The organism is Candidatus Litorirhabdus singularis (assembly GCF_026262625.1).
GTDB classification, from domain to species: Bacteria; Pseudomonadota; Gammaproteobacteria; order Pseudomonadales; family Halieaceae; genus Litorirhabdus; species Litorirhabdus singularis.
Map to the genome: position 1 here is coordinate 25,897 of NZ_SHNN01000007.1, position 13,234 is coordinate 39,130.

General features: G+C 56.9%; 14 protein-coding genes. 9 read left to right on the top strand and 5 right to left on the bottom strand.

Going from position 1 to position 13,234, the window contains the following annotated elements; translation table 11 throughout:
- Nucleotides 1–20 precede the first annotated feature (20 nt).
- From accC to coq7, 8 genes are all read left to right on the top strand, one after another.
- A complete protein-coding gene (accC, locus tag EYC98_RS21020; RefSeq protein WP_279247450.1) occupies nt 21–1,361 on the top strand; it encodes an acetyl-CoA carboxylase biotin carboxylase subunit in 1,341 nt (446 codons plus the stop codon).
- Nucleotides 1,362–1,374: 13 nt separating this feature from the next.
- Nucleotides 1,375–2,247 (top strand): 50S ribosomal protein L11 methyltransferase, encoded by an 873-nt coding sequence (gene prmA, locus EYC98_RS21025; protein ID WP_279247380.1) that lies wholly within the window; start codon nt 1,375–1,377, stop codon nt 2,245–2,247.
- A complete protein-coding gene (locus EYC98_RS21030) occupies nt 2,244–2,903 on the top strand; it encodes a DUF3426 domain-containing protein (protein WP_279247381.1) in 660 nt (219 codons plus the stop codon). The genes prmA and EYC98_RS21030 overlap by 4 nt, the downstream gene beginning before the upstream one ends.
- A gap of 87 nt (nt 2,904–2,990) precedes the next feature.
- Nucleotides 2,991–3,977 (top strand): tRNA dihydrouridine synthase DusB, encoded by a 987-nt coding sequence (gene dusB, locus EYC98_RS21035; RefSeq protein WP_279247382.1) that lies wholly within the window; start codon nt 2,991–2,993, stop codon nt 3,975–3,977.
- Complete coding sequence (fis, locus tag EYC98_RS21040; protein ID WP_478219254.1) at nt 3,974–4,303, top strand: DNA-binding transcriptional regulator Fis; 330 nt, start codon at nt 3,974–3,976, stop codon at nt 4,301–4,303. The genes dusB and fis overlap by 4 nt, the downstream gene beginning before the upstream one ends.
- Before the next feature lie 38 nt (nt 4,304–4,341).
- Nucleotides 4,342–5,916 (top strand): bifunctional phosphoribosylaminoimidazolecarboxamide formyltransferase/IMP cyclohydrolase, encoded by a 1,575-nt coding sequence (gene purH, locus EYC98_RS21045; protein ID WP_279247383.1) that lies wholly within the window; start codon nt 4,342–4,344, stop codon nt 5,914–5,916.
- Nucleotides 5,917–5,933: 17 nt separating this feature from the next.
- The gene (gene purD, locus EYC98_RS21050; protein ID WP_279247384.1) at nt 5,934–7,232 is read left to right on the top strand and encodes a phosphoribosylamine--glycine ligase; all 1,299 of its coding nucleotides are present in this window, start codon (nt 5,934–5,936) and stop codon (nt 7,230–7,232) included.
- A 20-nt stretch (nt 7,233–7,252) separates the two neighbouring features.
- Nucleotides 7,253–7,897, top strand: coding sequence for a 2-polyprenyl-3-methyl-6-methoxy-1,4-benzoquinone monooxygenase (gene coq7 / locus EYC98_RS21055; protein ID WP_478219255.1), 645 nt, complete (start codon nt 7,253–7,255; stop codon nt 7,895–7,897).
- 12 nt (nt 7,898–7,909) lie between these two features.
- On the opposite strand, the gene EYC98_RS21060 is transcribed toward coq7, so the two are convergent.
- Nucleotides 7,910–8,335 carry an OsmC family protein gene (locus EYC98_RS21060; protein WP_279247385.1) on the bottom strand — a complete coding sequence of 142 codons (426 nt, stop codon included), beginning with the start codon at nt 8,333–8,335 and terminating at the stop codon, nt 7,910–7,912.
- Between the two features lie 128 nt (nt 8,336–8,463).
- Here EYC98_RS21060 and crp point away from each other — a divergent pair, with 128 nt between their 5' ends.
- Nucleotides 8,464–9,096 carry a cAMP-activated global transcriptional regulator CRP gene (gene crp, locus EYC98_RS21065; RefSeq protein ID WP_279247386.1) on the top strand — a complete coding sequence of 211 codons (633 nt, stop codon included), beginning with the start codon at nt 8,464–8,466 and terminating at the stop codon, nt 9,094–9,096.
- A gap of 26 nt (nt 9,097–9,122) precedes the next feature.
- Here crp and trpC read toward each other — a convergent pair whose 3' ends face one another.
- Genes trpC through trpE form a run of 4 tightly spaced genes read right to left on the bottom strand, consistent with a single transcriptional unit; the run spans nt 9,123 to nt 13,079 of the window.
- Entirely contained in the window at nt 9,123–9,926 is an 804-nt protein-coding gene (trpC, locus tag EYC98_RS21070) for an indole-3-glycerol phosphate synthase TrpC (RefSeq protein WP_279247387.1), read from the bottom strand.
- Complete coding sequence (gene trpD / locus EYC98_RS21075) at nt 9,923–10,963, bottom strand: anthranilate phosphoribosyltransferase (protein ID WP_279247388.1); 1,041 nt, start codon at nt 10,961–10,963, stop codon at nt 9,923–9,925. Before trpD ends, trpC begins: the two co-directional genes overlap by 4 nt.
- Nucleotides 10,964–10,975: 12 nt before the next feature.
- A complete protein-coding gene (locus tag EYC98_RS21080) occupies nt 10,976–11,569 on the bottom strand; it encodes an anthranilate synthase component II (RefSeq protein WP_279247389.1) in 594 nt (197 codons plus the stop codon).
- Nucleotide 11,570: 1 nt separating this feature from the next.
- Nucleotides 11,571–13,079 (bottom strand): anthranilate synthase component I, encoded by a 1,509-nt coding sequence (gene trpE / locus EYC98_RS21085; protein WP_279247390.1) that lies wholly within the window; start codon nt 13,077–13,079, stop codon nt 11,571–11,573.
- Nucleotides 13,080–13,234: the final 155 nt, after the last annotated feature.

A 13,234-nucleotide genomic window follows, 5' to 3' on the forward strand; every position in this document is an offset into this window, starting at 1 on the left:
TAGAGGACACAGTTATGGCCCTGCTCGATAAAGTTGTTATCGCCAACCGCGGTGAGATTGCCCTTCGCATCTTGCGCGCCTGCAAAGAACTCGGCATTAAGACAGTCGCCGTCCACTCCCAGGCAGATGCCTCCTTGCTGCACGTACGCCTCGCCGATGAGTCGGTCTGCATCGGACCCGCACCCTCGTCTGAGAGTTACCTGAATATCCCCGCTATTATATCTGCAGCCGAGGTCACCGACGCTGCTGGCATTCACCCGGGCTATGGCTTTTTGGCAGAAAACGCGGATTTCGCCGAACAAGTCGAGAAGAGCGGCTTCATTTTTATTGGCCCTCGCGCCGACACGATTCGCCTGATGGGCGATAAGGTGTCAGCCATCCAGGCCATGAAAAGAGCCGGTGTGCCGACGGTGCCGGGCTCCGATGGCCCTTTGGATGACGATCATGAACGCTCCATGGAAATCGCTCGCGGCATAGGCTACCCGGTTATCATCAAGGCTGCGGCAGGCGGTGGTGGTCGCGGCATGCGCGTTGTTCACACTGAGGCAGCGCTGGCTAACTCCATTCAACTGACCCAGTCAGAAGCAGGCGCTGCCTTCGGTAGCGATGTGGTTTATCTGGAGAAATTTTTACAGAGACCCCGGCATGTCGAGGTTCAGGTGCTTGCAGACGGCCAGGGCCACGCCATACATCTGGGCGACCGCGACTGCTCACTGCAGCGTCGGCACCAAAAAGTTTTGGAGGAAGCGCCGGCACCAGATATTCCCGAGGACGTCCGCGAGGGTGTTTACAAAGCCTGCGTCGATGCCTGCATTGCCATTGATTACCGTGGCGCCGGCACCTTTGAGTTCCTCTATGAAGACGGCGGTTTTTACTTCATTGAGATGAATACCCGTGTTCAGGTGGAGCACCCGGTTACCGAAATGATTTCCGGCATGGATATCGTCAAGGAACAACTGCGTATCGCCAGCGGCATGCCGCTATCGGTTAGCCAAGAGGACATAAAGCTGAGTGGTCATTCGTTTGAGTGCCGCATCAACGCTGAGGACGCGCGCACTTTTATGCCCAGCCCCGGCAAGGTCACCCACTTCCACGCACCCGGCGGCAACGGTATTCGCGTCGATTCACACCTCTACGGCGGCTACAGCGTGCCCCCTCACTATGACTCCCTGATCGCCAAACTGATCACCTACGGTGAGGACCGCGAAACAGCTCTCAACCGCATGCGTCAGGCGCTGGACGAGCTGGTCATAGAAGGCATCAGGACCAATGCTGATCTGCATCGAGATCTGGTAAGAGATAGCGAGTTCCGCAAAGGTGGCGTCAGCATTCACTATCTCGAAAAGAAACTCGAGACTTGAGTCGGCGATTTCGGTGTCCTGGCTCCAACTGAGAATCGATAGCAGCGCCAGCCTCGCCCCGCAGTATGAAGAGGAGTTGCTGGCCCTGGGAGCTGTCGCCGTTACGCTGCAGGATAACGCTGACCAGCCACTGTTCGATAAAGATCTGGAACAGGCTCCACTATGGAGCGAGACCCGGATTACCGGTCTGTTCCCTGCCGATACTGATACGCAGGCATTGTGGCAAGAATTGCCACAGACACTGCGGGAAGCCAGCCACTATCGTGCCGAAATTCTCGAGGACAAAGACTGGGAACGGGAGTGGATGCAGCACTATCAGCCGCTGCAAATAACACCCCAGGTATGGATCTGCCCCAGCTGGCTGACGCCACCCGACCCGGCTGCCATCAACGTCATGCTCGACCCCGGCCTAGCCTTTGGCACTGGCACCCATCCCACCACCGCCATGTGCGTGGCAGCACTGGCAGACATGGAGCTGCACGGCAAACAGGTCATTGATTACGGCTGCGGCTCCGGCATTCTTGCTATTGCTGCATTGCTACTGGGCGCTGCCACCGTTACTGGCATCGACACCGACCCGCAGGCTGTCCAAGCCACCCGCAACAACGCCGAGTGCAATCACGTCGACCCACACCGTATCGAAGTCGGCCTGCCCGGACTAAGCATCGCCCCGGCGCCGCTTATGGTAGCCAATATTCTGGCAGGCCCGCTGTGCCAGTTAGCGCCCACACTGTGCGAACTACTGGAGCCAGAGGGCGAAATGCTGCTGTCGGGAATACTCGCCGAACAGGTCAATGAGCTGGTTGTAGCCTATCAGCCTTGGCTGAACCTTAGCGTTCTGCGAGAACAGGATGGCTGGGTGGTTTTATACGGCCAGCGTCAGTGAACCGGCTAGTACAGACCAGCTGCCCCCGCTGCCACCGAGAGCTGGAAGTGAATGACAAGCAATTGCGCACGGCCGCGGGTCAGGTGCGCTGCGGCGAATGCCTGCAGGTGTTTGACGCTGGCACCGGCGAAGTAGGTTTTATCGCACCCCGGATTGGCAGTGACGACCCGGAACCCGACTTTACAGGCATCACTGTGACGCCGATGGAGGCAGCGGACCCGCCAGCGCTGGAGCCCACCCTGCCCGCCAGCCTGAAACTGCTGGGACTCATTTTGTTATTGGCGCTAGGCGGACAGGTGGCTTGGCACAACCTGCGGCCCGCCACGAGCTCCAGCGCTGACACAGTCACTATCAAACAGCTTATTGTCCGGCAGCACCCGGATCTGGAAAATGCACTGCAGCTGGACAGCGTGCTAATCAACAACAGTGTCGACAACCAACCCTACCCGGATCTCCTACTGCGGTTTGACACGCGGTACGGTGAAGCGACTGCACAACGCCGCTTTGTGGCCGGCGAATATCTGCCCTATATACCGGATGCCGCCGGCATGGCCCCACGCACACGGGTACAAATTAGCCTGAGCCTTATCAACCCCGGCGCCCGCGCGGTCAATTATGCGCTCACGGTGGTACCAGCGGCCGTCAGCGAAAATTGATGAATAATTGTGCAATTGCGCTTTTCGGGCAGCAGTCGAGCGAGTAGAATAGCCGGCCCTTCGCGCCACTGAACATATACCACCTACATGCTCCAAATAGGTCCTTACAAGCTGGCAAACCCGGTTGCACTCGCGCCCATGGCGGGGGTCACTGATTTGCCCTTCCGCCTACTTTGCAAAGAGCTCGGTGCAGGCCTCGTCGTCTCGGAGATGCTATCCAGCGACAGCCAGCTGTGGAACAGCCGTAAATCCAGTCAGCGTCGCGTACACAAGGACGAGAGCGAACCTCGCTCGGTACAGATCGCTGGCAGTGATCCTGCAATGATGGCGCTGGCGGCGCAGCATAATGTCGCAGCCGGCGCCCAAATCATCGATATCAATATGGGCTGCCCGGCCAAAAAAGTCTGCCGCAAAGCCGCCGGCTCTGCCCTGCTGCGCGACGAAGTACTGGTCGGCAATATACTGTCCAGCGTGGTAGCAGCAGTTGAGGTTCCGGTAACGCTTAAAATTCGCACTGGCTGGTCACCTACTGAGCGCAACGCTGAAAGCATTGCGCGTATTGCTGAAGACAGCGGCATCGCCGCCCTGGCAATACACGGGCGCACCCGCAGCTGCAGGTTCACGGGCGCTGTGGAATACGAAACCATCGCTAAAATTTGTCAAAGCAGCAACATCCCGGTGTTCGCCAATGGTGATATCGACAGCCCGCAGAAAGCGGCAGCCGTACGCACTTTTACGGGTGCAGACGGCGTCATGATCGGCCGCGCGGCACAGGGGCGGCCCTGGTTATGCGGGCAAGTAGCGCACTTTCTGGAACACGGAACCCTGCTACCGGACCCCACCCCCGAGCAACAACGCGACATACTGCTACGCCACCTGACACACTTACATGACTACTACGGTGAATACAGCGGTGTCCGCATTGCCCGCAAACATCTAGGCTGGTATCTGCAGAAAGATCCGCTGCAGGCGGCATTCAAACAACACTTTAATCAGCTCACTAGCGCCACTGAGCAACTAGACAACGTTCGCGCCCACTTTCATACCAGAATTTACAAGGAGTTAGCAGCATGACTATCGGAGAACCGATGCTCACGCGGAACACAGACGCTATTGCGCGAGACACTACCGCGCCCGTCGTAGACAGCCCCAACCGTCATTCACAGCTGCGCAACAGTGTCACTCGATCAGTGCGAGAGTACCTGTCGCAGTTAGATGGCCAGCTGGCAACAGATGTCTATCAAATGGTGCTGGCAGAGGTCGAAGCCCCCCTGTTGGAAGAAATCATGAACTATACGCGCGGCAATCAGACCAAGGCATCACGCATGTTGGGTTTGAACCGCGGCACCTTGCGCAAAAAACTCAAACAGTGCGGCTTGCTGGACGAATCAGCCGAGTAACCACTGCCACCGTATCCATTCCAGAGCATCCTTAGACCATGAACCAGAGCAACAATATTGCAATCAAACGGGCGCTTATCAGTGTCTCTGACAAAACCGGTATCGTAGAATTTGCGCGCGCCCTGCGCCAGCGCAATGTCGAACTGCTGTCCACCGGTGGCACCTATCGGCTGCTGCAGGAAAACGACGTCGATGTCACCGAGGTCTCTGACTACACGGGCTTCCCAGAGATGATGGATGGTCGTGTCAAAACACTGCACCCAAAAGTGCATGGGGGCATTCTCGCCCGCCGCGGTCAGGATGACGCAGTACTCGCAGAGCACGGTATCGATACCATCGATATGGTCATCGTCAATTTGTACCCCTTCGAGAAAACCGTGGCAAATCCCGATTGCAGTCTGGAAGACGCTATCGAGAATATCGACATCGGCGGGCCGACCATGGTGCGCGCCGCGGCAAAGAATCATCAGTTCGTTAATATCGTGGTGAATGCCGAAGATTACACCCGTATTCTTGAAGAAATGGACAGCCATGACGGCGCCACTTCCTATCAAACACGCTTCGACCTGGCTATTCGTGCCTATGAACACACAGCCGCCTACGACGGCGCCATAGCCAACTATTTCGGCCGGCTGGTAGAAGGTGGCGGCGAGCAGTTCCCGCGCACCTATAACACCCAGTTTCACCGCGTACAGGAAATGCGCTACGGCGAGAACCCGCATCAGCAGGCCGCTTTTTATAAGGAGCTTGCACCACGCGAGGTAGGCATAGCGACTGCAAACCAGCTACAGGGCAAGGCGCTGTCCTACAACAATGTTGCCGATACCGATGCCGCACTCGAGTGCGTCAAGGGCTTCTCCGCGCCAGCCTGCGTCATTGTAAAACATGCCAATCCCTGCGGCGTCGCGGTAGCCGACTCCATTGGAGCGGCCTATGAACGCGCATTTGCCACCGACCCTGAATCGGCTTTTGGCGGCATTATTGCCTTCAATCGTGAGTTGGATGCAGCGACCGCCGAAGCCATTGTGGCCAAGCAGTTTGTCGAGGTGATTATTGCGCCCAGTATTTCAGAGGCGGCCCTTGCCGTAACCTCAGCCAAGCAGAACGTCCGCGTGTTGGCCTGCGGGGAATGGGGGCCATCCGAACCGGCGCTGGACTACAAACGTGTCAACGGTGGCCTGTTGGTGCAGAGTCGTGACCTGGGTATGGTAGGCGCAGACGACCTCAAAATTGTCAGTGAGCTGCAGCCTTCTGCAGCGCAACTGGATGATCTGCTGTTCGCCTGGAAGGTCGCCAAGTTCGTCAAGTCTAATGCCATTGTCTACGCTCATGAGGGCCAAACCATAGGTGTTGGCGCCGGTCAGATGAGTCGCATCAACTCGGCCCGCATCGCCGCCATCAAAGCGGAGCACGCAGGACTTCAGGTCAAAGGTTCAGTCATGGCCTCTGACGCGTTTTTCCCGTTTCGCGACGGCATAGACAATGCTGGTAGTGTTGGCATCGCTGCGGTAATCCAGCCCGGCGGATCGATTCGCGATGAAGAAGTCATCAGCGCTGCCAATGAACACGGCATGGTGATGGTATTTACTGGCATGCGCCACTTCCGCCACTAATTCATACGGAGCCGACTATGAACATTTTGATCATCGGTGGTGGCGGGCGTGAGCACGCCCTGGCCTGGAAGGCGGCGCAAGCCGCTAGCGTGGACACGGTTTACATCGCCCCCGGCAATGCCGGCACCGCCGCAGAACCGGGTATGAAAAACATTCCTATCGCGGTCAACGATTTTGCTGCGCTCGCGGATTTTGCCGAGGCAAACGGCGTCGAGCTGACCATTGTCGGACCCGAGCAGCCATTGGTAGATGGCGTGGTCGACTATTTTGCGGATCGCGACTTGCGTTGCTTCGGGCCCAGTAAGGGCGCCGCTCAACTCGAAGGCTCAAAGGCATTCACCAAAGATTTTCTGGCACGTCACGCTATTCCCACTGGCACCTACGCTAACTTTACTGAATTGGAACCCGCTCTGGCCTATCTCCGGGAACAAGGTGCGCCCATTGTGGTCAAGGCCGATGGCCTGGCGGCGGGCAAGGGCGTTATTGTCGCCGAGACCTTGCAGCAAGCTGAGGACGCAGTCCATGACATGCTGGCTGGCAACCGTTTTGGCGATGCTGGCTGCAGGGTGGTGATAGAGGAATTCCTCGCCGGTGAAGAAGCCAGCTTTATTGTGATTGCCGACGGCGTACATGCTTTACCCATGGCCACCAGCCAGGATCATAAGCGGGTTGGCGAAGGCGACACCGGTCCCAATACTGGCGGCATGGGGGCTTACTCTCCCGCGCCCGTGGTCACAGCCGAGATCCACCAACGGGTGATGGATGAGGTGATAATGCCAACGCTACGCGGCATGGCAGCTGAGGGTAATTCGTATACCGGGTTTCTGTACGCAGGCCTGATGATTGATGCCAGTGGTGCACCGCGAGTGATTGAGTACAACTGCCGCTTTGGCGATCCGGAAACCCAGCCCATCATGATGCGGCTGCAGTCTGACCTCGGTCAGCTCTGTAATGCAGCACTTGATGGCACCCTCGACCAGGCCAAAACCGAGTGGGACCCGCGCCCGGCTCTGGGCGTGGTCATGGCCGCTGGTGGTTATCCCGAGAGCTATGAATCTGGCAAGGCTATTAGTGGGCTGGACGCCGATACCCAAACTGATTGCAAAGTCTTTCACGCCGGCACCCGCAGCGAAGACGGCACCACAGTGACCAGTGGCGGCCGCGTGTTGTGCGTAACCGCGGTAGGCGACACCCTGGCCCAAGCGCAGCAACGCGCCTATGCCGGCGTTAAAACCATAGACTGGGACGGCGCCTTCTACCGCACCGATATAGGCTGGCGCGCCATGGCCCGCGAGGCCACCGGTAATAGTGAGTAAGAGTCGACTATAATGGCGTCATGATGCAACGAAGACTGACACCACTGGATAGATTCATTGAACGCGCTGATAGCGTATTGCGCACACTCAGTGATAGCAGTAATCAAGCCATGCGGCCCTCGCCTGCGCAGGATACTGAAGACACCGAACTGGATGCCGGGCAACGGCAACATGTCGCGGGGTTGATGCGCGTCAATCATACTGGCGAAGTCTGCGCCCAAGCGCTGTACCAGGGCCAGGCGCTGACTGCTGATCTACCAGAAGTTCGCGCCGACATGGAGCAGGCCGCCAGTGAAGAAATTGATCATCTGGTCTGGTGCGAAGAACGCCTGCAACAACTGGGCAGTCATACCAGCCTGCTCAACCCGGCATTTTATGGCATGTCTTTTCTGATGGGTGCTGCCGCAGGTCTGGCGGGGGACAAATGGAGCCTCGGTTTTGTAGCCGCCACTGAAGAGCGGGTTTGCGACCATTTGCGCGAGCATCTGGAGAAGCTGCCCGAAGCAGACATCAAGTCACGGCAAATAATAGTGCAGATGCTGGCCGATGAAGAAAGGCACGGCAGCCAGGCGTTGGAAGCTGGCGGGGCTCACTTACCCAGCCCGGTAAAGCAGTTAATGACCCATGTGGCTAAAGTGATGACTGGGGCCAGCTACCGCTTGTAGGCGGCTTTCTGTTTACGCACTAAATTCTTCAATGCTGTAACTGTGCGTGACTTCAACACCAGCGCTCTCCATCATGATAGATGCCGAACAGTATTTTTCTGCCGACAGCTGCACCGCACGCGCCACCTGCGTTTCCTTCAGGCCTTCTCCGACCACTACAAACTTCAGGTGAATGCGGGTAAATACGGCTGGCACTGCATCCGCCCTCTCGGCGCTTAGTTCAACCCGGCAATCAACCACTTTTTGCCGTGATTTACGCAGCATCGACATCACGTCAAAGGTTGAGCAACCGCCCATACCCAAGAGCAGCATCTCCATCGGGCGCACCCCCAGGTTACGACCACCCTGATCCTCCGGACCATCCATAACGACACTATGGCCGCTGCCTGCTTCGCCAATAAACATGGCACCGTCCACCCACTTCACTACCGCTTGCATGCTACTTACCCGTCACTTTTGTATCCAGAAAACGCCCGCGAGCTTATCACAATGTTCTGCTTTTTACTTCGCGCCAGCTGCGCTAGAATCAGTGTCACAATAAAGCCACGTCAGTAGGAAATTCCGCAGTGATCAGACCGCACATCTTGGAAAAGCTACCTACCATCGAAGAATTTTTGCGTTATTGCCAACGTAAAGACTACAAGGCCAAAGCCCAGATTATTTTACCGGGCGAGCCCAGCACCTCGCTGTTCTTCATTATCGACGGCTCGGTCTCTGTCATCGTGGAAGCCGACGACAATCATGAGATGGTAGTGAGTTATCTCAACCCTGGCGATTTCTTTGGCGAGATGGGGCTTTATCACGATGAGCCACGCAGCGCGCTGATTCAGGCCAAGACCCAATGTGAAGTGGCCGAAATTAGCTATGAGCGCTTTCATCAGATTCGCAGTCAGTTCCCGGATATTCTGTTCTCTATCGGCCGTCAGATGTCTGACCGACTGCGCACCACCACTCGCAAACTGTCGGACTTGGCGTTTGTCGATGTGACTGGCCGCGTCGCCCACACCCTGCTCGACCTGGCCGCGCAACCGGATGCCATGACGCACCCGGACGGTATGCAGATTAAAATCACACGCCAGGAACTGGGCCGCATCGTCGGCTGCTCCCGAGAAATGGCGGGTAGAGTTCTTAAAACACTGGAAGAACAGGGTCTGGTGGCTGTGGCGGGTAAAACCATGGTGGTTTACGGCACCCGCTAAAGCGGCCCCGATACCCGCTCATACCGTTATGAGCTGAAAAACATCTCCGCCAGTCGCTCACCGGGCTCACTAGCCCGCATGAAGGCCTCGCCTACCAAAAACCCGTGCACGCCTTGGGCCTGCATGGCAGCAACATCTGCCACAGTATGAATACCACTTTCGGTGACCACCATGCGCTCTTCAGGAATATGCGGCAACAGCGCGTAGGTCGTGTTTAAGCTGGTTTCAAACGTGTGTAAATCACGATTATTGATGCCGACCAGCGGATTATTCAGCTCCAGTGCCCGCTCTAGCTCAGCCCGGTCATGCACCTCAACCAGCACATCAAGGCCACACTCTCTCGCCGTCTGATCAAGCTCACGCATCTGACCATCATCCAGCGCCGCCACAATCAGCAAAATACAATCGGCACCCAGTGCCCGAGCTTCGACCACCTGATAACTATCAACCATAAAGTCTTTGCGAATCACTGGTAAATCACAGGCGGCACGCGCCTGCTGCAGGTAGTCGTCACTGCCCATAAAAAAGTCGACATCGGTGAGTACCGACAGACACGCCGCGCCGCCCTGCTCGTAGCTTTGCGCAATCTCCGCTGGTTGAAAGTTTTCACGAATCACGCCTTTACTGGGCGAGGCTTTCTTCACCTCGGCAATAACGGCCGCGCGACCCTGCCCGGCGCAGGTTTGCAGCGCCACATTAAACCCGCGCACCGGCCCCTGTTCTGAGGCACGCGATTCAAGCGCCGCCAGGCTCACCTGCGATTGCCGTGCCGCTACTTCTTCCCATTTACGGGCAATAATTTTCTTTAATATAGTTGGCGTCGAGCTCACGAAGCGGCCCCTGCCAGCTGGGTAAACTCTACCAGCTCCTTAATTTTCTCGGCAGCCACGCCGCTGGCCATGGCGTCCTCTGCCATCTGCGTGCCGTCAGCCAAGGTGGCTGCTACACCGCTCACATAAATAGCGGCGCCCGCATTCAGCGCTATCATGGCAGCAGCTTTGCCCGCAGCACCCGTTTGCTCACCGGCAAGCGCAGCGCGGATCAGCGCCATGGATTCCTCCACCGTGGTGACGCTCAAACCCTCCAGACTTTGACTGGCTATACCAAAATCTTCGGGACGAATCGTGTATTCGGAGATACTGCCATCACGCAGTTCTACCACGGTTGTTGGCTGCGCCAGACTAATTTCATCGAGACCGTCGGCAGCGTGCACCACCATAATATGTTCACTCCCCAGTCGCTTGAGCACTTCCGCCATCGGCCGGCACAGCTCAGGCGCATAGACGCCAATCAATTGTCGCTTGACTGCCGCGGGGTTGGTCATCGGCCCCAACATGTTAAACACAGTGCGTAAACCCATTTCTCGACGCGGCCCTACCGCATGCCGCATCGCAGGATGGTGTGCGGGAGCAAACATAAAACCCATCCCCACCGACTCGATACAACGAGCAATCGCAGCAGGCGACAAGTCTAATGGCACTCCCAGCGCTTCTAACAAGTCGGAGCTGCCACAGGCACTCGAGGCTGATCGATTGCCATGCTTGGCAACCTGCGCCCCTGCAGCGGCGGCCACAAAGGCTGCAGCAGTCGAGACATTAAACAGATCGGCCCCATCGCCACCGGTGCCTACGATATCGACCAGATGCGGGCCCTGCACAGCGACCGGCGCCGCCAAAGAACGCATGACTTCTACCGCAGCGGTAATCTCATCAATCGTTTCGCCTTTTATACGCAGCGCTACCAGAAAGCCGGCGATCTGCGCCGGAGTCGCTTCACCGCCCATAACCTCGGTCATAACGTCGCGCATATCGGCGGCAGCCAAATCCTGCCCCTCTACCAGCTGCGCCAATGCTTGTCGGATATCCATGGTACCGCTCTCCTAGTCTGTAGCTGCGCCGCGCTTGAGAAAGTTACGCAGCAGGTCATGTCCATGAGCGGTAAGAATCGACTCGGGATGAAACTGCACCCCCTCGACATCCAGCTCACGGTGACGCAAACCCATGATTTCATCAACACCGCCGTCCTCGGTCTGAGTCCATGCAGTCACTTCAAGGCAGTCTGGCAGCGACTCGCGCTCGACAATCAGCGAGTGATAACGGGTCGCTTCCAGTGGATTGCTCAAACCCTCGAACACTCCCTGACCGCGATGAAAAATCGGCGAAGTCTTGCCGTGCATCACTTGCCTGGCCCTGACCACCTTGCCACCGAATACCTGACCGATACTCTGATGCCCCAGACAAATCCCAAGCAGGGGAATCTGTCCGGCAAACTGCTCAATAGTAGCCATCGAAATGCCGGCCTCATTGGGCGTGCACGGCCCCGGGGAAATCACAATGCGCTCCGGGTTCAGCGCAGCAATTTCGGCCACCGTAATCTCATCGTTGCGCACCACTTGCACCTCGGCGCCCAACTCACCCAGATACTGAACCACGTTATAGGTAAAGGAGTCGTAATTATCTATCATCAGCAACATATTAATGTGCCTCCTGCGCAGCGGACTTCACCATAGCGGCAGCCCTGAACACAGCGCGCGACTTATTCATGGTCTCCTGATATTCAGAATGCGGGTCGGAGTCGGCCACCACGCCGCCACCTGCCTGAATATAGAGTGTATCGTTCTTGATCACTGCGGTTCGAATCGCAATCGCAGTGTCCATATCACCCTGCCAGGAGATGTAGCCAACCGCGCCGCCGTAGACGCCGCGCTTAACTGGCTCCAATTCGTCGATAATTTCCATGGCGCGAATTTTGGGCGCGCCGCTAAGAGTGCCGGCGGGCAGCGTCGCACGCAATACGTCGACCGCGGTCTTACCCGGCTTCAGGTTGCCTGTGACATTGGAAACAATGTGCATCACATGGGAATACTTCTCGACGACCATTTTATCAGTCAGCTCAACGCTGCCAATCTCGGCAATACGACCGACGTCATTACGCCCCAGGTCAATTAGCATCAGATGCTCGGCGCACTCTTTGGGATCAGCCAGCAACTCTGCTTCCAGACGCTGGTCCTCGGCCTCGTCACTGCCACGATGCCGGGTCCCGGCAATAGGCCGCACGGTGACGACGCCGTCCTCAAGGCGAGCCAGAATCTCCGGCGAAGAACCGACAATATGGAAATCGCCCAGATTAAGGAAAAACATATAGGGAGAAGGATTGAGATTACGCAGAGCGCGGTACAGGTCTATCGGCGGCTGACTGAAAGGCACGCTGAAACGCTGCGACGGCACTACTTGCATAACATCGCCGGCGAGTACGTAGTCCTTAATCTTATCGACCCCAGCCTCATACTCAGCGACGCTGAAATCTGAACGGAACTCACTTTCTGGTATTACCGTGCGGGACACCTCGGCATCTGCGGCAGCCAGATCTATAGGTGCCGGCGCCGGCAGCGGAGTACGCAACAGCTCTACCAACTCATCGAGACGTTGCAGCGCGCGCTCATAGGCGTTTTCCAGCCGCGGGTCGGCATTGACGATCAGCCGCAGAGTACCGGCCAGATTATCAAATACCAGCACCTCATCAGACAACATAAGCAGGATATCGGGATTACCCAGCGGGTCTGGCGGTGCGCTGTCACGCAGGCGCTTTTCCACGTAACGCACCGTGTCATAGGCGAAGTAACCCACCAGCCCACCGTGAAAAACCGGCAACCCGCTCACCTCCGGAATCCTAAAGCGCTGTTGGAAGGATTCCACAAAGGCCAGCGGATCTTCAACCTCTGAGGATTCTACGACAACACCATCCTCTACCACTTCCACCTGATAGCCACAGACGCGCAGAAAACAGCGCGAGGGTGTTCCTATAATAGAGTAGCGGCCCCATTTTTCGCCGCCATGTACCGATTCAAACAGATAGGAATAAGCACCAGCGCCGAGCTTGAGATAGGCGCTCAGGGGCGTCTCAAAATCAGCCAGTACTTCGCGGCTCAAGGGTATACGGGTATAGTTCTGCGCAGCCAGTGCGGCAAATTCTTGCGGGGTCATGAGATTTCCTCAAAGATAATTCTATTACATACAAATACGAAAAAAGGTCGTTAGCAGTCTCCGGCTACCATCGCCAGCAAGTACCCTTACGCATCGACAGAGCGCCGATTTTTGTATATATCGCTGTAAACACAGCTATCTCCAAGTTGCCCAGA